The organism is Verrucosispora sioxanthis (assembly GCF_010560025.1).
GTDB classification, from domain to species: Bacteria; Actinomycetota; Actinomycetes; order Mycobacteriales; family Micromonosporaceae; genus Micromonospora; species Micromonospora palythoicola.
In genome coordinates this window covers 501,186-520,852 of record NZ_SAIY01000001.1, presented here as the reverse complement: position 1 = coordinate 520,852, position 19,667 = coordinate 501,186, and the positions used below count along the sequence as shown (strand labels likewise).

Annotated in this window: 16 protein-coding genes and 1 pseudogene; 9 read left to right on the top strand and 8 right to left on the bottom strand. The window is 72.4% G+C overall.

The annotated features are described in order from the left end of the window. Positions 1-91: 91 nt before the first annotated feature. Positions 92-1,714 carry a glycoside hydrolase family 43 protein gene (locus ENC19_RS02365; RefSeq protein WP_164445487.1) on the bottom strand — a complete coding sequence of 541 codons (1,623 nt, stop codon included), beginning with the start codon at positions 1,712-1,714 and terminating at the stop codon, positions 92-94. Between the two features lie 252 nt (positions 1,715-1,966). Here ENC19_RS02365 and ENC19_RS02360 point away from each other — a divergent pair, with 252 nt between their 5' ends. The 4 genes from ENC19_RS02360 to ENC19_RS02345 all read left to right on the top strand — a co-directional run bounded on the left by ENC19_RS02360 (position 1,967) and on the right by ENC19_RS02345 (position 6,843). Next, positions 1,967-3,259 carry an extracellular solute-binding protein gene (locus ENC19_RS02360; protein WP_164445486.1) on the top strand — a complete coding sequence of 431 codons (1,293 nt, stop codon included), beginning with the start codon at positions 1,967-1,969 and terminating at the stop codon, positions 3,257-3,259. A 100-nt stretch (positions 3,260-3,359) separates the two neighbouring features. Continuing rightward, positions 3,360-4,397: a LacI family DNA-binding transcriptional regulator gene (locus ENC19_RS02355; protein WP_164445485.1), complete on the top strand. Its 1,038-nt coding sequence runs from the start codon at positions 3,360-3,362 to the stop codon at positions 4,395-4,397. Positions 4,398-4,525: 128 nt separating this feature from the next. Further along, positions 4,526-5,539 carry a LacI family DNA-binding transcriptional regulator gene (locus tag ENC19_RS02350; protein ID WP_164445484.1) on the top strand — a complete coding sequence of 338 codons (1,014 nt, stop codon included), beginning with the start codon at positions 4,526-4,528 and terminating at the stop codon, positions 5,537-5,539. 275 nt (positions 5,540-5,814) lie between these two features. Next, positions 5,815-6,843, top strand: coding sequence for an NAD-dependent epimerase/dehydratase family protein (locus tag ENC19_RS02345; protein WP_164445483.1), 1,029 nt, complete (start codon positions 5,815-5,817; stop codon positions 6,841-6,843). A 5-nt stretch (positions 6,844-6,848) separates the two neighbouring features. Here the strand turns inward: ENC19_RS02345 and ENC19_RS02340 are convergent, their stop codons facing one another. Next, on the bottom strand, positions 6,849-7,823 hold the full coding sequence (locus tag ENC19_RS02340) for an Acg family FMN-binding oxidoreductase (protein WP_164445966.1): 975 nt from the start codon (positions 7,821-7,823) through the stop codon (positions 6,849-6,851). Between the two features lie 245 nt (positions 7,824-8,068). On the opposite strand from ENC19_RS02340, the gene ENC19_RS02335 reads away from it, so the two are divergent. Continuing rightward, positions 8,069-8,707 carry a response regulator gene (locus ENC19_RS02335; protein ID WP_164445482.1) on the top strand — a complete coding sequence of 213 codons (639 nt, stop codon included), beginning with the start codon at positions 8,069-8,071 and terminating at the stop codon, positions 8,705-8,707. Between the two features lie 10 nt (positions 8,708-8,717). On the opposite strand, the gene ENC19_RS02330 is transcribed toward ENC19_RS02335, so the two are convergent. Next, positions 8,718-10,346, bottom strand: a complete 1,629-nt coding sequence (locus ENC19_RS02330; RefSeq protein ID WP_373688891.1) for a GAF domain-containing sensor histidine kinase — start codon at positions 10,344-10,346, stop codon at positions 8,718-8,720. Between the two features lie 102 nt (positions 10,347-10,448). Then, entirely contained in the window at positions 10,449-11,249 is an 801-nt protein-coding gene (locus ENC19_RS02325; RefSeq protein WP_408058040.1) for a nitroreductase family protein, read from the bottom strand. Between the two features lie 71 nt (positions 11,250-11,320). On the opposite strand from ENC19_RS02325, the gene ENC19_RS31650 reads away from it, so the two are divergent. Together ENC19_RS31650 and ENC19_RS02320 are read left to right on the top strand one after the other, a co-directional pair. Next, the gene (locus tag ENC19_RS31650; protein ID WP_408058039.1) at positions 11,321-11,443 is read left to right on the top strand and encodes a hypothetical protein; all 123 of its coding nucleotides are present in this window, start codon (positions 11,321-11,323) and stop codon (positions 11,441-11,443) included. Positions 11,444-11,689: 246 nt separating this feature from the next. Beyond that, positions 11,690-13,601 (top strand): annotated as a pseudogene (locus ENC19_RS02320) (heavy metal translocating P-type ATPase). A 23-nt stretch (positions 13,602-13,624) separates the two neighbouring features. On the opposite strand, the gene ENC19_RS02315 reads toward ENC19_RS02320, so the two are convergent. From ENC19_RS02315 to ENC19_RS02300, 4 genes are all read right to left on the bottom strand, one after another. Further along, positions 13,625-14,506: a universal stress protein gene (locus tag ENC19_RS02315; RefSeq protein WP_164445481.1), complete on the bottom strand. Its 882-nt coding sequence runs from the start codon at positions 14,504-14,506 to the stop codon at positions 13,625-13,627. A 13-nt stretch (positions 14,507-14,519) separates the two neighbouring features. Beyond that, a complete protein-coding gene (locus ENC19_RS02310; protein ID WP_164445480.1) occupies positions 14,520-16,913 on the bottom strand; it encodes a phosphoketolase family protein in 2,394 nt (797 codons plus the stop codon). 115 nt (positions 16,914-17,028) lie between these two features. Then, on the bottom strand, positions 17,029-17,859 hold the full coding sequence (locus ENC19_RS02305) for a universal stress protein (protein WP_164445479.1): 831 nt from the start codon (positions 17,857-17,859) through the stop codon (positions 17,029-17,031). Between the two features lie 97 nt (positions 17,860-17,956). Beyond that, positions 17,957-18,727: a PP2C family protein-serine/threonine phosphatase gene (locus ENC19_RS02300; RefSeq protein WP_281601724.1), complete on the bottom strand. Its 771-nt coding sequence runs from the start codon at positions 18,725-18,727 to the stop codon at positions 17,957-17,959. A gap of 120 nt (positions 18,728-18,847) precedes the next feature. On the opposite strand from ENC19_RS02300, the gene ENC19_RS02295 reads away from it, so the two are divergent. Both ENC19_RS02295 and ENC19_RS02290 read left to right on the top strand, forming a co-directional pair. Continuing rightward, positions 18,848-19,084, top strand: a complete 237-nt coding sequence (locus ENC19_RS02295; protein WP_093402906.1) for an HTH domain-containing protein — start codon at positions 18,848-18,850, stop codon at positions 19,082-19,084. After that, positions 19,084-19,662 carry a Clp protease N-terminal domain-containing protein gene (locus tag ENC19_RS02290; RefSeq protein ID WP_164445478.1) on the top strand — a complete coding sequence of 193 codons (579 nt, stop codon included), beginning with the start codon at positions 19,084-19,086 and terminating at the stop codon, positions 19,660-19,662. The genes ENC19_RS02295 and ENC19_RS02290 overlap by 1 nt, the downstream gene beginning before the upstream one ends. Positions 19,663-19,667 lie beyond the last annotated feature (5 nt).

Here is a 19,667-nt window from a genome sequence, read left to right as displayed (position 1 = left end):
CCGCGGGTTCCGTGGACGGGAGCGAGCCGGCCCGGTGCCGGGGGCCCGCCGGCGGTGGATCGATCGGGGCGGGCGGGTAGGTCGACGCGGATCAGTGTTCGAGATAGGTGGCGTGATCGAAGTCGGCGTAGCGGCCGTCGCCGCCGATGTCCTGCACCCAGAGGCCGAGCAGGGCACCGGTGAAGCCCCAGGCCGCCGGTTCGCCGTCGACGATCCGGGCCGCGTGCTCGTCCGAGAGGATGGTCGCGTCCAACTCCACCGGCAGCCGCCGCCAACCGTCGCCCAGCTCGTACGCGAAGCGCAGCACCGGCCCGTCGAAGGTGACCCGCAGGCCCACCCGCAGCCGGCCGCCGGTGTCGACGGTCAGCTGCGGATACGCGGTGCGGTGGCCACCGTCGCAGCTGAGCAGCTCCAGCACGGACCGTCCGTCGTCGGCCCGGGTGAGGTAGAGGTGGTGCCAGTTCTCGGTGTTGTAGTAACCGGTGATGCCCGCCAGATGCCGGTGGTCGCCGGGGTCGAACTCGACGACGGTCTCCAGTGAACAACGCACCGCGCCCACCGGCCGCGCCACCAGGCTCGGCGTCTGCTTGCCGACGGGGGACTGGCCGCCGTGCACCCGCAGGTACGACGGGCGGGAGCGCAGGTCGATCCAGTCGTCGGTCGCCGGGCGACGCAGGGTCGACCAGCCGGCACCCAGGCGCGGGGCGTCGAAGTGGTCGGTGGCCGGCTCGTCGGGCCACGGATGGGCCGGCAGGTCCGGGGCGGGGATCTCGTCGGCCGGCACCCGGCCGGACACGCACGGCCAGCCGCCCGGCGACCAGTCGACCTTCTGTATCGCGGTCTCCCGACCGAGGACGCAATTGCCGAGTGGCGTGTAGGGACGGGCGACCAGGTGGGCCAGGTACCACTCGCCACGCTGGGTGCGCACCAGGCTGCCGTGGCCGGCCTTCTGCAGCGTCAGGTCCGGGCGCCCGACCGAGGTGAGCAGCGGTCCGGCCGGGTCCACCTCGTACGGTCCGAACAACTCCCGCGACCGGGCCACCGTGACCTGGTGCTCCCAGCTGGTGCCGCCCTCGGCGGTGACCAGCCAGTACCAGCCGTCGTGCCGGTAGAGGTGCGGTCCCTCGGTCAGACCGACCTCGGTGCCGGTGAAGATGATCCGGGGTCGGCCGACCAGTTGCCGTCGGGCCGGGTCATACTGCTGAATCTCGATGCCACCGAAGCGGTCGCGCCCCGGCCGCCAGTCAGCACTCATCGCCAGCAGCCAGGAGGTGCCGTCGTCGTCGTGGAACAGCGCGGCGTCGAAGCCGTGCGAGTGCAGCCGTACCGGGTCCGACCACGGTCCCGTGATGGTCGGCGCGGTGGTGAGGAAGTTCTGTGCGTCCCAGTAGCCGCTGGCGAAGCTGGCGACGTCGCTGTAGACCAGGTGGAACAGTCCGTCGTGGTACGTGAGGTCGGGCGCCCAGATCCCGTTGGAGTCGCCGCAGCCGCGAAGGTCGAGCAGTCGGCGTTCGGTGATGATGCCGCCGAGTTCCCGCCAGTGGACGAGGTCTTTCGAATGGTGCACCCGGACACCGGGATACCACTCGAAGGTCGAGGTCGCCAGATAGTAGTCGTCGTCGACCCGCAGGATGGACGGATCCGGATGAAAGCCGGTCAGAACGGGGTTGCGGATCGACCGGGCGATGGCCACGTCCGCGATCTCGGTCGACATGTTCGACTCCTTCAGGTCACGATCCCGGTTTCTTACCGGAAATACTCCGGAAATGCCAGGATGGCGCTCACGGTATCGGCTGACGTCCGCTCGCGACACCCCCTTGACCGGCGACGCAAGCCCGTCGTAACGTGCCGGCCATCACGTCGAAAATATCGGTATCGAAGCGAAACTTGCGATCCCGCTTTCATGGCCGCCGCTGATCGCGGTGGTGTTCCCTCCGCGTTACTACGCCTCCCGAAGGGATGAACCATGACATCGCACCTCACCCGCCGGTCGCTGCTGGGGCTGGCCGGCGCGGGCGCCGGCGCGCTCCTGCTCGGCGCCTGCGGGGATGGGGACAGCGGCGCTTCCGCGAGCCCGCAGAAGATCAGATGGTGGCACGTCCAGGACGCCGAGCCGATGCTGAGCGTCTGGGCTGATCTGGCCCGGCAGTACGAGAGCACGCACACCCACGTCACGGTCGACGTGCAGCCGCTGGAGGTCGAGGCGTTCAAGACCAAGCTGAACGGAGCCGTCGAGGCCGCGCTGCCTCCGGACCTGTTCCAGTCGTGGGGCGGCGGCGCACTGCAGCAGCAGGTCGAGGCCGGCCTGGTCAAGGACATCACCAGCGAGGTCCAGGGCTGGATCGGGCAACTGCTGCCCGCCTCGTTGCAGCCGTACACGGTGAACGACAAGATCTACGGCATTCCGTTCGACATCGGCATGGTCGGCTTCTGGTACAACCGGGACCATTTCGCCAAGGCCGGCATCGAGACGCCGCCGAAGACCTGGGGCGAACTGCTGCAGGTCGTCACCAAGCTCAAGGCCGTCAACATCGCTCCGATCGCGCTCGGCGGCAAGGACAAGTGGCCCGGGCACTACTACTGGGCGTACCTGGCGATGCGGATCGGCGGTCTCGAGGCGCTGCAACAGGCGGCCGAGGACCGCAACTTCGACACCCCGGTCTTCGTCGCCGCCGGTGAGCGCCTCCGCGAACTTGTCGACATGCAGCCGTTCCAGAAGGGCTACCTACGCGCCGAGTACGGGTCCGAGACCGGGCAGGCCGCGACGATGGGCAACGAGGAGGCCGCCATGGAGCTGATGGGCCAGTGGGCGCCGTCGGTGCAGGCGTCCTCCTCGACCAGCAAGCGTGGCCTCGGTGACCGGCTCGCCTTCTTCCCCTTCCCGGCCGTCGAGGACGGCAAGGGCTCGGCCACCGACGCGTTCGGCGGCGGCAACGGCTTCGTGGTCGGCCGCGACGCGCCGCCCGCCACCGTGGACTTCCTGCGGACGCTGCTGCAGGCGAGGAACCAGCGCCGGGCCGCGCAGACCGGTGCGGTGCTGCCCACCAACCAGGCCGCGGCCGGCGGGATCAAGGATCTGAACAACCAGGTCGTGGCGGCGAACCTCGGCATCGCGACCGGCTTCCAGCTCTACCTCGACCAGGCGTACCCACCGGCGGTGGGCGCCCAGGTCAACGAGAGCGTGGCGCAGCTGATCGCGGGCACCAAGCGGCCGGACCAGATCGTCAAGGACATCACCAGGGTGGCGAAGAAGCAGTAACGGGCGTCGTCGGCGCTCGGGCACCGCGCCGCCGCCGTACGTCAGCTCGTCGGCGCTCCCGCCGGCAGCGTCGAGGGATGAGCGAAGTAGGGAAGGGCGCATGGCTGCCAACGACAACCGGACAGTGACCATCGCGGCCATCGCCCGCCTGGCGGGGGTGTCGGTGCCGACGGTGTCCCGGGTGATCAATGGTCGTTCGGATGTGGCTCCGCAGACCCGTGAGCGGGTGGAGGAGTTGCTGACGCGGCATGGTTACCGGCGTCGGCCGCCGAGTATGCGGGCCAGTTCGGGGTTGGTGGACCTGGTCTTCAACGATCTGGACAGTCCATGGGCGGTGGAGATCATCCGGGGTGTGGAGGATGTGGCGCACGCTGTCGGGGTGGGCACCGTCGTGTCGGCCATCCACCGGCGCTCGTCCTCGGCCAAGCAGTGGCTGGACAACATCCGGACCCGGTCCACCGAGGGGGTCATCTTCGTGACCTCCACCCTCGAACCGCCGCAGCAGGCGGAGTTGCGCCGGCTGAACATCCCGGCCGTGATCGTCGACCCGGCGGGTGTCCCCGCCCAGGACGCGCCGACCATCGGCGCCACGAACTGGGCGGGGAGCCTGCGGGCGACGGAGTATCTGATCGGGCTGGGGCACCGGCGGATCGGGTTCATCGCCGGGCCGCCGCAGTTGATGTGCAGCCGGGCCCGGATGGACGGCTACCGGGCAGCCCTGGAGGCCGCCGGGATCCCGATCGACGACCGGTTGATCCAGGCGGGCAACTTCTACCACGAGGCCGGGTTCTCCGGTGGGGCGCGGTTGCTGGGGCTGACCGAGCCGCCGACGGCGATCTTCGCGTCGAGCGACCAGATGGCGCTGGGTGTGTACGAGGCGGTCCGGCAGCGGGGTCTGCGGATGCCGGACGACGTCAGCGTGGTCGGCTTCGACGACCTGCCGGAGGTGCGGTGGTGCTCGCCGCCGCTGACCACGGTGCGGCAGCCGCTGGCCGAGATGGGCATGCTGGCGGCGCGGACGGTGCTGCGGCTGGCCCGGGGCGAGAAGGTGGAGAGCCCCCGGGTCGAACTGGCCACCGAACTCGTCATCCGGGACAGTTCGTGCGCGCCACGGGCCGACCGGGGGCCCGCGGAGTGAACTGCGCCAACTACCGATAGTCGAGTGAAATTTCCGGCACTAGGGTGTGGGCGGGCGGCTGGTTGCCCGTCCTGGCCGCCCCGGGGCATGGTGCGGGCTGTCGCCGTACCGGTTGGGTGGGGAGTGCCGTGGTTGCCAGAGACACCCGGAAGATCACAATATCCGCGATAGCGGACCTGGCGGGCGTGTCGGTGCCGACGGTGTCCCGGGTGATCAATGGTCGTTCGGATGTGGCTCCGCAGACCCGTGAGCGGGTGGAGGAGTTGCTGACGCGGCATGGTTACCGGCGTCGGCCGCCGAGTATGCGGGCCAGTTCGGGGTTGGTGGACCTGGTCTTCAACGATCTGGACAGCCCGTGGGCGGTGGAGATCATCCGGGGTGTGGAGGATGTGGCGCACGCCGTCGGGGTGGGCACGGTCGTGTCGGCCATCCACCGGCAGACCTCCTCGGCGGAGCAGTGGCTCGACGGCATGCGCCGCCGGGGCACCGAAGGCGTGATCTTCGTGACCTCGATGGTCGAGCCGCCCCTGCAGGCCGAGCTGCGTCGGCTGAGCATTCCGGTGGTGATCGTCGACGCCGACGGCCTGCCGGCCCGGGAGGCGCCGACCATCGGCGCCACGAACTGGGCGGGGGGCCTGCGGGCGACGGAGTATCTGATCGGGCTGGGGCACCGGCGGATCGGGTTCATCGCCGGGCCGCCGCAGTTGATGTGCAGCCGGGCCCGGATGGACGGCTACCGGGCCGCCCTGGAGGCCGCCGGGCTCTCCTTCGACGAGGACCTGGTCTGCCCGGGCGACTTCTACCACGAGGCCGGCTTCAACGGCGGGGTGCGGTTGCTGGGGCTGACCGAGCCGCCGACGGCGATCTTCGCGTCGAGCGACCAGATGGCGCTGGGTGTGTACGAGGCGGTCCGGCAGCGGGGTCTGCGGGTACCGGACGACGTCAGCGTGGTCGGCTTCGACGACCTGCCGGAGGTGCGGTGGTGCTCGCCGCCGCTGACCACCGTGCGGCAGCCGCTGGCCGAGATGGGCATGCTGGCGGCGCGGACGGTGCTGCGGCTGGCCCGGGGCGAGCAGGTGGAGAGCCCCCGGGTCGAACTCGCCACCGAACTCGTCATTCGGGACAGCGCCGCCCCCGCCTAACCGGCTACCGATATTTTTCCGGAAGTTGTTGACGCCGCATCCGGTGGGGCCGACGATGGGACTCGCCGTCCTTTCACCAAGGAACTGGCTGGTGGTGCCCGCCGTGCCCGCGGCACCGCCCGGCCGTGTCCGGCGGACGCCCACGCCGTCCGCCGGACACGGCACCCACCTCCCATCCGATCCGACGTGGGCCGTCGCCGGCTTCTGCCGTTGGCAGATCCGCTGACGGTGAACGAGCCACCCGGACAGCGCCGACGAGGGGCAGGGTGGCTCACATGAAACTCCTCATGCTGGGCGGGTCGGGATTCGTGGGCGGGGCGGTGGTCGCCGAGGCGACGCACCGGGGCTGGGCGGTGACGGCGTTCAACCGGGGGCGGCACGGGGCGCCTCCGGCTGGCGTACGGCACCTGGTGGGTGACCGCACCGCCGCCGACGGGCTGGCCGCGCTGACCGAGGGGGAGTGGGATCTCGTCGTCGACACATGGGACGGTGCGCCCCGCGTCGCCCAGGCGACGGCGCGGATGCTGCTCGGACGGGTAGGACACTACGTCTACGTCTCCAGCGGTTCGGTGTACGCCCAGCCGGTGCCGGCCGGCGTGACCGAGCAGGCTCCGCTCGTCGAGGCCGCCCCGGACGACGTCGACGGTGACTACCCGATGCTCAAGGCCGGTGCCGAGCGGGCGCTGCGCGCGGTGCTCGGCGACCGGGTACTGCTCGCCCGGGCCGGTCTCATCCTCGGTCCGGGTGAGGACATCGGCCGGCTGCCGTGGTGGTTGAACCGTCTCGCCCAGGGCGGTGAGGTGCTCGCGCCCGGCCCGGTGGACCTGCCCGTGCAGTACGTCGACGTTCGCGACCTGGCGGCCTTCCTGCTGGATGCCGGGGCCGCCGGCCAGGCTGGAGCGGTGAACGTGGTGAGCCGGCCCGGCCACACCACCATGGGTGAACTGCTCACCGCCGGCATGGCGGCCACCGGCGCTGCCGCCCGGCTGAACTGGGTCGATCCGGGGCGCCTGCTCGCCGCCGGGGTGGAACCGTGGAACGATCTGCCGATCTGGATCCCGCCGGGGCACGAGTACCGGTGGATGCAGCAGATGGACGTCACCCGCGCGTACGCCGGCGGGCTCGGCTGCCGCCCGGTGACCGAGACCGTCGTCGACACCTGGGCCTGGTTGCGCCGGGTGGGTTCGGTGCCGGCCCGCGCCGGTCGACCGGCCCGGCCGCCGGTCGGTCTGGACCCGGCCCGGGAGGCCGGCCTGCTCGCGGCCCTGGCCACCGATCCTCCGTCCGCGGTGCCACCCCGCTGACGTCGCTAGGCGAGGGACACCGGCAGGTCCAGCACCTCGTCCACCGAGCGGCGGGGGGTGGGCCAACCCGGCTGGCCGTACCCGATCCGCATCACCATCTGCGGCGTACCGAACCGTCCCAGCGACAGCCGGAGCTGCTCCCGGGCCGACGGCACCTCGATCGGTTGGGACAGCATCGACACCGACAGCCCGGCGTCGGTGGCGGTCAGCAGCACCCGCTGCAACGCCTGGCCCGCGACCACCTGGTCGACGGCGGTGTTGCCGGCGGAGCCGAGCACCGCCACGAGCGGCTCCGGCTCGAAGTCTCGCCCGGGTGCCCGCTGGGTGCCACCGAAGCCACGCGACGGAAGCAGGTCCTGCGGCTCGGCCCGGGGGCCGCTGGCGGTCACCGGGACGCCGTCCGGCTCGGTGCCGGCGCGTACCCACGCCTCGCGCTCCGCCCGGTAGGCGGGGTCGCGTTCGAGGACCCGGTGTGCGCTGCGGGCGATCTCGGCGAAGGCGTTGACCGCGCTCACCCCGATCAGCAGTTCCAGCCAGCAGTGCTCGGCCCGGGCCGCCTCACCCAGTCGCCAGCGGGAGTCGGCCGGGACCGGGTCGGGCCAGAACGGGGCACGGTTGCTGAACCGGCGCGGGATGGCCGCGTAGAGGCCCTGCTCGGCGGGGCTGGGTCGGCGCGGCAGGTCCGGCACCAGCCGGGCCAGCACGTCCGGCTCCGACGGGTACGGGCGCAGTCGTACCGTCGCCGGTGCGCCGGCCACCGCCAGGGCCAGGCGCAGGTTGAACAACGCCGCTCCACCGGCGACGCGGGCACCCCAGCCGCTCGGGTCGGTGGCGGGCAGCCGTCGGGTCGGGTCGAGGAGCACCTCGATCCCGCCGTCACGCAACCGGAACCGCCACGGCTGGACGTTGTGCAGGGACGGTGCACGGACCGCGTCGGTCGCGGCGGCCCGCAGTTGTTCGACGGTGTAGCCGGTCTCCATGGTCGTGCCCCCTCGCATCCGCCTGGTACCTCCCCACGGTGCGCCCCGCCCACCCCCACCCAGCAGGGCCACACGTCCCGAACCCCCAGGACCCCCCGCCTCCCCTGAGCCTGTTGACCAAGAGGTTGTGGTCGGGATCCGGCCCGCCGGAGACGCAAACTTCTTGATGAACCGGGTGGAGGTGGTGGGGGAGGTTGGGACTTTTGGCCCGGGTGGGGGTGGGCGGGAGGGGGTAGAAAGGGGGGATGATCCGGGTGTTTCTGCTTGACGACCACGAGGTCGTCCGTCGTGGTCTGGCCGACCTGCTGCATGCCAGTGGGGACATCGAGGTGGTCGGTGAGTCCGGTTCCGCACTGGAGGCGGCCCGCCGGATTCCGGCGCTGCGGCCCGACGTGGCGATCCTCGACGCCCGGCTGCCCGACGGCAACGGCATCGACGTGTGCCGGGACGTACGGGCCGTGGACTCCTCGATCAAGGGGCTGATCCTGACGTCGTACGAGGACGACGAGGCGCTGTTCGCTGCGATCATGGCTGGTGCCTCCGGGTACGTGCTCAAGCAGATCCGGGGCACCGACCTCGTCGACGCGGTACGCCGGGTGGCGGCCGGTCAGTCGCTGCTCGACCCGGCGATCACCACCCGGGTGCTGGATCGCATCCGCAGCGGCGTGGAGCAGCCCCGCGAGTTGCAGTCCCTCACCGAGCAGGAGCGGCGCATCCTGGAGTACGTCGCCGAGGGGCTGACCAACCGGGAGATCGCCAGCAAGATGTTCCTGGCCGAGAAGACGGTGAAGAACTACGTCTCCAGCGTGCTGGCCAAGCTCGGTCTGGAGCGACGCACCCAGGCCGCGGTGCTGGCCACCCGCCTGCTGGGCAAGACGCACTGACCAGTGCGGCTCACCCCCCCAACGGCACCGACCAGTGCAGCTCGGTGCCGTGCGGCTCGGCACCGCGTACCTCGAAGGTGCCGCCGTGCCGTTCGGCGCGTTCGCGCAGGTTCACCAGTCCGCCCCGGGCGGCGGCCGGGTCGCAACCCACGCCGTTGTCGGTGACGGTGACGGCGACCCGGGCGGCGTCGACGCGTACCACCACCGACACCGCCGTGGCCTCGGCGTGGCGTACGGCGTTGGACAGCGCCTCGCGGAGCACGGCGGCGAGTTCGGGGCGGACCTCGTCCGGCACGGCGCTGTCGATCGGCCCGGTCAGCTCCAGCCTCGGTCGGAAACCAAGTGACTCGGCGGCGGCCTCCACCGCCTCGCGGATCTCGGTGCGCAGCGCCGCGCTCATCGGGGTACGCAGCTCGAAGATGGTGCGGCGGATGTCCTTGATGGTGGTGTCCAGGTCGTCGACGGCGGCGTTGATCCGCTTGGCGACCTCCGGCCGCGCGGTCAACGGCACCGCGCTCTGCAGTTGCAGACCGGTGGCGAACAGCCGTTGGATCACCACGTCGTGCAGGTCCCGGGCGATCCGCTCGCGGTCCTCCAGCACCACCAGTTGCTCGCGTTCCTCCTGGCCACGGGCGCGTTCCATGGCCAGCGCCGCCTGACCGGCGAAGCTGCCCAGCAGGGCCACGTCGTCGTCGGTGGCGCCGCCGTGGTCGACGCGGTGCGCGATCACCAGCACCCCGTGCAGGGTGTCGGCGGTGGCCAGCGGAGAGATCACCGCCGGTCCGGTGTGCAGCACCGCCGGCCACGGCGCGGCGTGGGCCAGATCCTCCACCGAATCATGCCGACCCGCGACGACCGGACCGGCGAAGCTGGTGTCGGCGGCCGGCAGCACCGTGCCGACCAGCGCGCCGGCCTGGGCGCCGACGCCGTCGACGACCTCGACGGTGAAGTGCTCCGCATCCTCGTCGTAGAGCAGCACCAGGGCCAGTTCGGCCTCGGCGACCTCGCGGGCGCGCCGCGCCACCAGGGTCAGTGCGTCGGTACGGCGTACCTCGCCGAGCAGCAGTGAGGTGATCTCGGCGGTGGCGGCGAGCCAGCGTTCCCGCCGGTGGGCCAGCGCGTACAGCCGGGCGTTCTCGATCGCCACGCCGGCGGCACCGGCGAGCGCGACGACGATCTCCTCGTCGTCGTCGGTGAACTCGACGCCGCCCTGCTTCTCGGCCAGGTAGAGGTTGCCGAAGACCTGGTCGCGGATGCGTACCGGCACGCCGAGGAAGGTGTGCATCGGCGGATGGTGCGCCGGAAAGCCGTACGAGTTCGGATGCTGGGTGATGTCCGGCATCCGCACCGGTTTCGGCTCGTCGATGAGCAGGCCGAGCACCCCTCGGCCGTGCGGCAGGTCACCGATCTTCGCGTGCAGCTCCGGGGAGATGCCGTGGGTGATGAAGTCGTGCAGCATCCGGTCGGGACCGATCACCCCGAGCGCGCCGTAGCGGGCCCCGGCCAGGTCGCAGGCCGCCTGCACGATGCGCCGCAGGGTGCTGCGCAGATCCAGGTCGGTGCCGATGCCGACGACCGCGTCGAGCAGCGCCCGTAGGCGTTCCCGGCTGGTCATGACCTCGCCGACGCGATCCAGCATCTCCTGGAGCAGCTCGTCCAGGCGTACTCGGGACAGTGGGCTCAGGCCGAGCGATGGTGGCTCGTTGCGGGGGTTGGGTGCGCCGACGGTCACCCGGCGATGCTAACCGGCGACCGACCGCGCGGAAACGCCCGATGCGGCCGGCGCGGTGTCCGGGACCGCGCGGTCAGGCGGCGTCGCCGGACACCGCCGAGGTGTCCACCACCTGCTCGCGCGGCAGTCGCGGGGTGTGCGGTGGGCCGGCGTGCGCCGGGTCGGCCACCCCAGGCGCAGGCCGAGGTACGGGGTGGCCGAGCCCGGCGAGCAACTGGCGCAGGGTCTGCCGGGTGGCCGGCACCTGACCACCCGCTGAGCGGGGACCATCGAAACACCCAGTCGGGTGGCGGCCAGCCAGGCGGCCGACAGCGCCTCGCCGGCCCGCAGCCAGTCGACCGGCTCGTCCTGGTCGCCGTAGAGCACCGCGTAGGACGCCGCCCGGTCGTGTCCCGGCCCGACCGGCAGCGTGCCGGCGCGACCAAAGTCCCGCCCCGGCACGGTGGTCTGCGCGGGCTGCTCCGGCAACACCTCGGGAGTGAGCCCGGTGCCGCCGGCACGGCTGGTCCAGTACTCCAGTTCCTCCCGGAGTCGGGAGTCCTCCGCCTCGACCGTGGCGGCCTGCGAGGCGGACGCGGCCAGTTGCAGCACCTGGTCGCGGTCGAGGACCTCCAACCGGGCACCTTCCTGCACGGCGGCCGCCGCGATGGCGCTCAAGGAGTCGTCGGGGACCGGCTCGTCGCTGACCGGACGCCGGTCGGTGTGCCGCACCTGCATGCACTGCACCGCCCGCATCGCGTCCGGGTCGGCGCCGGTGGCCCGCGGCTCGGTGAGCCGGGCGAGCAGGTCGGGGTCGCTCGGGTCGGGCATCCGCCGCACGTCGGTAGCCCACCCTCGGCGGCCAACGCCAGCCGTGGTGCAGCGCCGCACCGCAGCTGAGGGTGACCAACTCGCCCTCCGGGTCGGTGGCGGCCAACCTGCTGTCGCGTACCATCCGCAGCTCCAGCGCGTCGGGCAGCACCCGCCAGCGCCACGGCTGGCTGTTGTGCACCGACGGCGCGTGACCGGCCATCGCGGCGGCCTCCGCGAGCGCTGTGGTCAGCGGGCGGTGGGTAGCCGGCGTCTGGTGGCTCATCCTCACGACCTTTCCGTCTCTGCCCATCGTGCCGCACCTCGGTACGGCTGTGGGCGCGGTCCGGTTCATCGTGCGTCATCGGCCGCCGCGTCGCACGATCCGCACGTCCCTACCCGGCGGGACGTGTGGCCCGCGTTCCGCCGCGACCGCCCGGTCCGGCTGAGACGATCCGCAGGTGGGTGAGCAGCGGTCGGCAGGTGACCGGGGCGGGGGCGAGTGCCTGCCGGACCAGCCGGTGCGTCCGCAACCCGAGGCATCCCGTCGGCGGCGTGGCAGCTGGTGGTCGATCGACCGCCGGTCTCACGCTGCTGGTGCTGGCCGGTGCGGCGGTACGGACCGGCCGGGCGTCCCGGCGTCGCCGACGCGCTGTGGGCGGCAGCGACCCTGGCGCGCTGCTCGGCGGCCGTGTCGGTGCTGCGGGACCTGCCGCGGCGGCAGTTCGGCGTGGATGTGATCGCCGTGCTGGCGTTGGGCGGCGCACTTGTCGTCGGCGACTGGCCGGCGCGGTGGTCGCGGGTGATGCTGGCCACCGGGCGGACGCTGGAGGCGTACGCGCAGCGTCGGGCGACCCGTGATCTGCGGGCGCTGCTGGAGCGGGCGCCCCGTACCGCACGGCGGCGAACCGCCGAGGGCGCGGTCGAGGAGGTACCGGTGGACCGGGTGGCGGCCGGTGACCGGTTGCTGGTCGGTCCGGGTGACGTGGTCGCCGTCGACGGTGTCACCGAGAGCGCCTCGACGCTCGACGAGTCGGTGGTCACCGGGGAGTCCCGGCTCGTCGAGCGGGCGGCCGGGGCCCGGGTGGCCAGCGGCGTGGTAAACGCCGGACCCGCGTTCGGGTTGCGGGCCGCGGAAAGCGCCGAACGCAGCACGTACGCCGGCATCGTCCGGCTGGCCGAGGAGGCGACCGCCCGCAGGGCACCGACGGTGCGGCTGGCCGACCGGTACGCCGCCGCCTTCGTGCCGTTCACGCTGGCGCTGGCCGGGCTGGGCTGGGTGCTCTCCGGCGACTTCCTCCGGGCGGTGGCGGTGCTGGTGGTGGCGACACCGTGTCCGTTGCTGCTGGCCACCCCGATCGCCATCGTCTCCGGGTTGTCCCGGGTGGCCCGACGCGGGGTGCTGGTCCGCGACGGCGGTTCGCTGGAGGTCCTGGGCCGGGCGCGCACCCTGCTCGTCGACAAGACCGGGACGCTGACCGCCGGCCGTCCCCGGGTCGCCGACATCGTCGTGGCTCCCGGCGGCGACCCCGACGAGGTGTTGCGGTTGGCCGCCTCGGTGGAGCAGTTGTCCTCGCACGTGTTGGCGGCGGCGCTGGTGCGCGCCGCCGGCGAGCGCGGTCTTCGACTGGTCACCCCGGCCGAGGTGACCGAGGAGCCGGGCCGGGGGTGAGTGGGCGGGTGGACGGCCGGCGCGTCCGGGTCCGCGCCAGTTCGGGTGAGTTGCCGCAGTGGGCCGAGCGGGCCAGCCGTCGGGCCGGCGCGGCGGACACTCGCTGGTCTGGGTGGCGGGTGACCGGGCCGTTGGGCGCCGTCCTGCTGGAGGATCCGGTACGGCCCGACGCCCGCCGGACCATGGCTCGGCTGCGTGCCGCCCGGTCTCACCCGGATCGTGGTGGTCACCGGCGACCGGCCGGAGGACGCCCGCCGGGTCGCCGACGCGGTGGGCGTCGACGACGTGCTGGCCGGTGCACGCCGCAGGAGAAGGCGACCCGGGTCCGAGCCGAGGCGGGCCGGGCGGTGACCGTGATGGTGGGCGACGGGGTGAACGACGCTCCGGCGCTGGCGGAGGCGCACGTCGGAGTGGCGATGGGAGCCACCGGGGCGACCGCCTCGGCCGACGTCGCCGACGCCGTGCTCAGCGTCGACCGCCTCGATCCGCTGGCCGACGCGGTCGAGGTGGCCCGGTACGCCCGTCGGATCGCGGTGCAGAGTGCCACGGTCGGCATGGGGTTGGCGCTGCTCGCGATGGGCTTCGCGGCGACCGGTCGGCTGCCGCCCGTGGCGGGCGCGTTCCTGCAGGAGGGCATTGACGTGCTGGTGATCCTCAACGCGCTGCGCGCGCTCCGGGGCGGTTCCCGTGGGCCGGCCTGACAGCGGCCGGCCCACGGTGCACCTCAGCGCTCCCTGACCACCGCGACCGGGCAGTGGGCGTGCTGGAGAAGTTGCTGGCTGACCGAGCCGAGCAGCATGCCCCGCAGCCCGCCGCGTCCCCGGGTGCCGACGACGATCAGCTGCGCGTTGCGGCTGGCGTCGACGAGCAGACCGGCCGGCGCGGCGGCGGCCGTCTCGACGGTCACCTCCACCTCGGGGAAGGTGTCCTGCCAGCGGTGCAGTGCCTCGTCCAGCTCGGCACGCTGGTCGGCGAGCGCCGCGTCGCGGGCCTGCTCGCCGGGTAGGCTCCACTGGTCGCGTCGCGGCTGCCAGGCGCGCACCACGTGCAGCGGTACCCGACGCAGTGCGGCCTGCTCGAAGGCGTAGCCGAGGGCCAGCAGCGAATGCTCCGAGCCGTCCACGCCGACGGCGACGTGCCCGGCCCGGTCGCTCTCGGTAGGCCGGCGACGGACCACCACCACCGGGCAGTGTGCGTGCGCGCTGACGGCGACGGCGGTCGAGCCGGCGAGCAGGCCGGCGAAGCCGCCGTGCTGGTTGCCCAGCACCAGGCCGGCCTGCGTCGAAGCCTCCTCCAGGATCAGGGCGGGCGGACCGTCCAGCACCTCGCCGCGTACGTCCAGTCCCGGATGGGTGGCGGCGGCGTCCGCCGCGGCCTTGCCGACCAGTTCCTCGACCTGCCGGCGGGCCTGCTCGTCGGGCCACATCCCCGGCGTGACGCCCGGACCGACCCAGCCGGCCACGGTCAACCACTCGAAGACGTACGCCAACCGGACCGGCCGGCCGTCGCGGCGGGCCTGATCGAGCGCCCACTCCAGGGCCGCCGCGGCGTCCGGGGAGCCGTCGTAGCCCACCAGGATCTCCGCGCCCGCGCCGTGCTCGCTCATGACGGCCATCTCCTCACCGGTTGGTCGGGTCGGTCTCGCGGACCCAGCGCCACTCCGCGACCCGAGGGTCGTCCTCGCCGAACCGACGGGTGTAGTCGCGGGCGGACTGGCGCGCGTCGGTCATCTCCTGGCGCAGGTGCGCGGCGCGGGCGGCCAGGCCGGGAACCCGGTCGATCACGTCGATCACGAGGTGGAAGCGGTCGAGGTTGTTGAGCATCACCATGTCGAACGGTGTGGTGGTGGTGCCCTCCTCCTTGTACCCGCGGACGTGCAGGTTGTGGTGGTTGGTGCGGCGGTAGGTGAGCCGGTGGATCAGCCACGGGTAGCCGTGGTACGCGAAGATGATCGGCTTGTCGCGGGTGAACAGCGTGTCGAACTCGGAGTCCGGCAGGCCGTGCGGGTGCTCGGAGTCCGGCTGGAGCCGCATCAGGTCGACGACGTTGATCACTCGTACCTTCAGTTCGGGCAGGTGCTGGTGCAGCAGGTCCGCCGCGGCGAGCGTCTCCAGTGTCGGCACGTCGCCGGCGCAGGCGAGCACGACGTCCGGTTCGCTGCCGTCGTCGGTGCTTGCCCAGTCCCAGATGCCCAGGCCACGCCGGCAGTGCGCGACGGCCTCGTCCATGGTGAGCCAGTTGGGCGCGATCTGCTTGCCGGCCACCACCACGTTGATGTAGTGGCGAGACCGCAGGCAGTGGTCCATGGTGGAGAGCAGGGTGTTCGCGTCCGGCGGCAGGTAGACCCGTACGACCTCGGCCTTCTTGTTCATCACGTGGTCGATGAAGCCCGGATCCTGGTGGGAGAAGCCGTTGTGGTCCTGCCGCCAGACATGGCTGGACAGCAGGTAGTTCAGCGAGGCGACCGGCTGCCGCCAGGGGATGCCACGGGTGACCTTCAGCCACTTGGCGTGCTGGTTGACCATCGAGTCGACGATGTGGATGAACGCCTCGTAGCTGGTGAAGATGCCGTGCCGGCCGGTGAGCAGGTAGCCCTCCAACCAGCCCTGGCACAGGTGCTCGGAGAGGACCTCCATCACCCGTCCGTCGGGGGAGAGGTGGTCGTCCCCGTCGACGGTGCCGGCCACCCACGCCCGGTCGGTGACCTCGAAGGCGGCCTGGAGCCGGTTGGAGGCGACCTCGTCCGGTCCGAACAGCCGGAACGTCTGCGGGTTGGCGCTGATCACGTCCCGGACCCACTTGCCGAGTTCGCCGGTGGCGCTGGTGACCGTCCCACCGGGCCGGGGCACCTCGACGGCGTAGTCGCGGAAGTCGGGCAGGGTCAGGTCGCGCAGCAGCGTGCCGCCGTTGGCGACCGGGTTGGCGCTCATCCGTCGTGGTCCCTTGGGCGGCAGCTCGGCCAGCTCGGCGACGGGCGCGCCGGTGGCGTCGAACAGCTCCTGCGGACGGTAGCTGCGCAGCCACCTCTCCAGCTCGGCGAGGTGATCCGGGTTGCTGCGGACCTCGGAGATCGGCACCTGGTGCGCGCGGTAGGTGCCCTCGACCCGCTTGCCGTCGACGTCGTGCGGCCCGGTCCAGCCCTTCGGGGTACGCAGGACGATCATCGGCCAGCGCGGGCGTTCGACGGTCGCGCCGGAACGGGCGTGGCGCTGGATCTCGGCGATCTCGTCGAGCGCGCGGTCCAGGGTGGCCGCCAGGGTCTGGTGCACCACGGCGGGATCGTCGCCGGCCACCACGTACGGCTGGTAGCCCTGCCCGCGCATCAGGTCGAGCAGGTCGGACTCGGGGATGCGGTCCAGCACCGTCGGGTTGGCGATCTTGTATCCGTTGAGGTGCAGGATGGGCAGCACCGCGCCGTCGCGGGCGGGGTTGAGGAACACGTTGGACAGCCAGCTGCCGGCCAGCGGGCCGGTCTCCGCCTCGCCGTCCCCGATCACGCAGGCGACCAGCAGGTCGGGGTTGTCGAAGGCGGCGCCGTAGGCGTGACTGAGCGCGTACCCCAGCTCGCCGCCCTCGTGGATCGAACCCGGCACCTCCGCGGCGACGTGGCTCGGGATGCCGCCGGGGAAGGAGAACTGGCGGAACAGCCGGGCCATGCCGGCCTCGTCGCGACCGATGTCGTGGTAGAGCTCGCTGTAGGTGCCTTCGAGCCAGGTGTTCGCCACCAGCGCCGGTCCGCCGTGCCCGGGTCCGGTGATGTAGATGGCGCTGAGATCGCGCGCCACGATGGCACGGTTCAGGTGGGCGTAGATCAGGTTCAGTCCGGGAGAGGTGCCCCAGTGCCCGAGCAGCCGGGGCTTGACGTGCTCGGGGGCCAGCGGTTCGCGCAACAGGGGGTTGTCCAGCAGGTAGATCTGCCCGACGGTGAGGTAGTTCGCCGCCCGCCAGTAGGCGTCCAGCCGGCGCAGTTCGTCATCGGTCAGGGGGCTTCGCAGGTCTACAGCGGTGTCCATACTGCTTGAGCCTCTCGCGGGTCGGTGAATCTCGCATCCGCAACGCGGTTTCCTCTGTCAGCTTCGCCGAATCGGCGATCCTGGATCAGGGCCGTTGGTCCCGCCGGCCCGGGTGTCACGACCCGTCCGGGTCCGGTGTGTCGGTCACGCCACGGATCACCAGGACGGGGGACGGCGCGTGGTAGAGCAGTGACTGGCTGACCGCGCCGAGCATCCCGCGCAGCGGCTCCTCGCCCCGGGCGGCGACCACCACCAACTGTGCCGAGCGGGACTGGTCGACCAGCACGTCACCGGGCTCGCCCCGGATGACGTGGCACTCGACGGCGGCGTCGGGATGGTCGGCCCGATGGCGCGCCACCGTCTCGCTGAGCCGTGCGGTGGCATCCTCGACGATGCCGTCGGAGTCGACCACCCAGACCGCCAGCAGCCGAGCCCCATGCCGGATGGCGCAGGTGAGCGCCCAGTCCAGTGCCATCTCGCCGGAGGCCGAGCCGTCGATGCCGACCAGGACCGGGCCGGCGGGTGGTGGTTCCCGCCGGGCGACCAGCACCGGGCACTCGGCGCGGGCGGCCACCTGCACGGCGGGACTGTCCGCCGGTATGCAGCGGTCGCAGTGGGCCATACCGCCGTCGCCGACCACCACCAGAAAGGCGGCCTCCGACCGGCGGACCAGGTTCGCCACCGCCGAGCCCTCGGCGATCTCGGCGGTGACCGGCACGCCCGGCTCGTTCGCGTTGGCCGCCGCGGTCGCCTCGGCGATCAACTGTTCGGCGGCGGCCCGGGAGCTGGAGACCGCCGGTGCGTCGAAGGCCGCCCAGTTGAAGGCGTGCAGCAGGTGCAGTCCGCGTCCGTGGGCGGCGGCGACCCGGGCGGCGAGTCGGGCCACCGGCAGGGCGTCCTCCGGACCGACGCCGACGAGCACCGGCGCGTCGCTGGCTGCGGCCATCCGCCATCACCCCCGCAGCTGTCGCGCTCGGCCTGCTGTTGAGGCTAGTCGCGCCGGTGCTGCTCCGGGGCGTGATCGCCGCACCGCCGGTGGGTGGTCAGGACGCCGGCCAGGCCCGGACGACGACCGCGCTGGCGTTGTCGGCCCCACCAGCGTCCAGTGCGGCGCGCAGCAGAGTCCGGACCGCGTCCGCCGGCTCGGGCCGGATGAGTGCCTCCTGCATCACGTGGTAGCTGACCTGGTCGCTCACCCCGTCGGTGCAGAGCAGCCAGGTGTCGCCGGGACGCACGGTCACGGCCAGCAGGTCGGCTTCCGGTGCGGCCGGGTGGCCGGCGTAGCGGGTGAGCTGGTACCGGGCCCGGGCGGCGGCCGGAGAGTCGGCCGGGTACCAGCCGTGCAGCACCCCCAGCCAGGCGATGGTGTGGTCGGTGGTGATCAGTTCCAGCAGGTCGTTTCGGAGCCGGTAGGCCCGCGAGTCACCCAACTGGACCACCCAGCCCCGGCTGCCCTCCGGCTCGACGACCAGACCGGTGAGCGTGCAGCCGGTCAGCTGGGGGCTACCCCGGCCGGCCTCGAGTACGGCGGACTGGACCGCGTCGGCAGCGGTGCGCAGCTGATCGGCCCCGACCTCAAGCCACGCCTCGCGGACGAGCGCGGCGAACGTCGGTACCGCGGCGGCACCGGCGCGACGGCTGCCCGCACCGTCGCCCATACCGTCGGCCACCACGGCGAAGGGAAGCGTGGGATCGACGTGGAGCACGTCGTAGTTGTCGCGGTACCGGCTGCCGATCACGCTGCCGCCGGCCATTTCGAGAGTCAGGTCGGTGAGCGTGAAACGGCTTGCCTGGTAGTCCGCGTCCTGGCTCACCGGGCCTCCAACCTACGGCTGGCGCGGAACGCCCGCGCGGCCACGACCCTAGCGAAGGGGACCACACCTCGGGTGTCAACTAGGGTTGACACTGCTGTGGTGTCAATGTAAGTTGACGCCATGAGTCAGGCGACGGAACTCGCGGCCGCGGCCGGCAGCACCGACCCCCGGGTCGGCCTGCGTGCCGTCCGCGCCCTGCGCCGGCTGCTCGAACGGCTTGAGGTGGTCCAGGTCGACAACGCCCGACGGCAGGGCTGGTCGTGGCAGGAGATCGCCGACGCGCTCGAGGTCAGCCGGCAGGCGGTGCACAAGAAGCACGCCGGGCGACCGGCGGTCGATTCCTCCTGGGAGGCGTGATGTTCGAACGATTCACCGACCGTGCCCGCGAGGTGGTGCGACGGGCCCGCGAGGAGGCCCGCGCCGAGGGCCAACGGCCGGTCGGCACCGAGCACCTTCTGCTGGCCGTCCTCGCCGACGGGGACGGCCTGGCCGCGCGGGTGCTCCGCGACGCGGGTGTCACCGCGGACGACCTGCGCGAGCGGGTCCGCCGCCACACCGCGACCGGGGGCAGTGGCCTGGGTGAAGCCGATGCGGCGGCGCTGCGTGAGATCGGCATCGACCTGGCCGCCATCGTCACCCGAATCGAGGAGTCGTTCGGCAAGGACGCCCTGCGCGAGGCGGTGCCGGCACCGCGCCGCCGATGGGGCCGGCGACGGCCGACCGGTGGTCCCTTCTCCGCCCGTTCGAAGAAGGTGCTGGAGCTGTCGCTGCGCGAGGCGATCCGGCTGCGGCACCGCCACATCGGCACCGAGCACATCCTGCTCGGCCTGCTGCGGGAGGGCAACGGCCTCGCCGCGCTGGCGCTCACCGAGGCCGGGGTCGACCTGGCCGACGTACGCCAGCGGGTCGAGGTCGCGCTGCGTGCCAGCGCCTGACGACC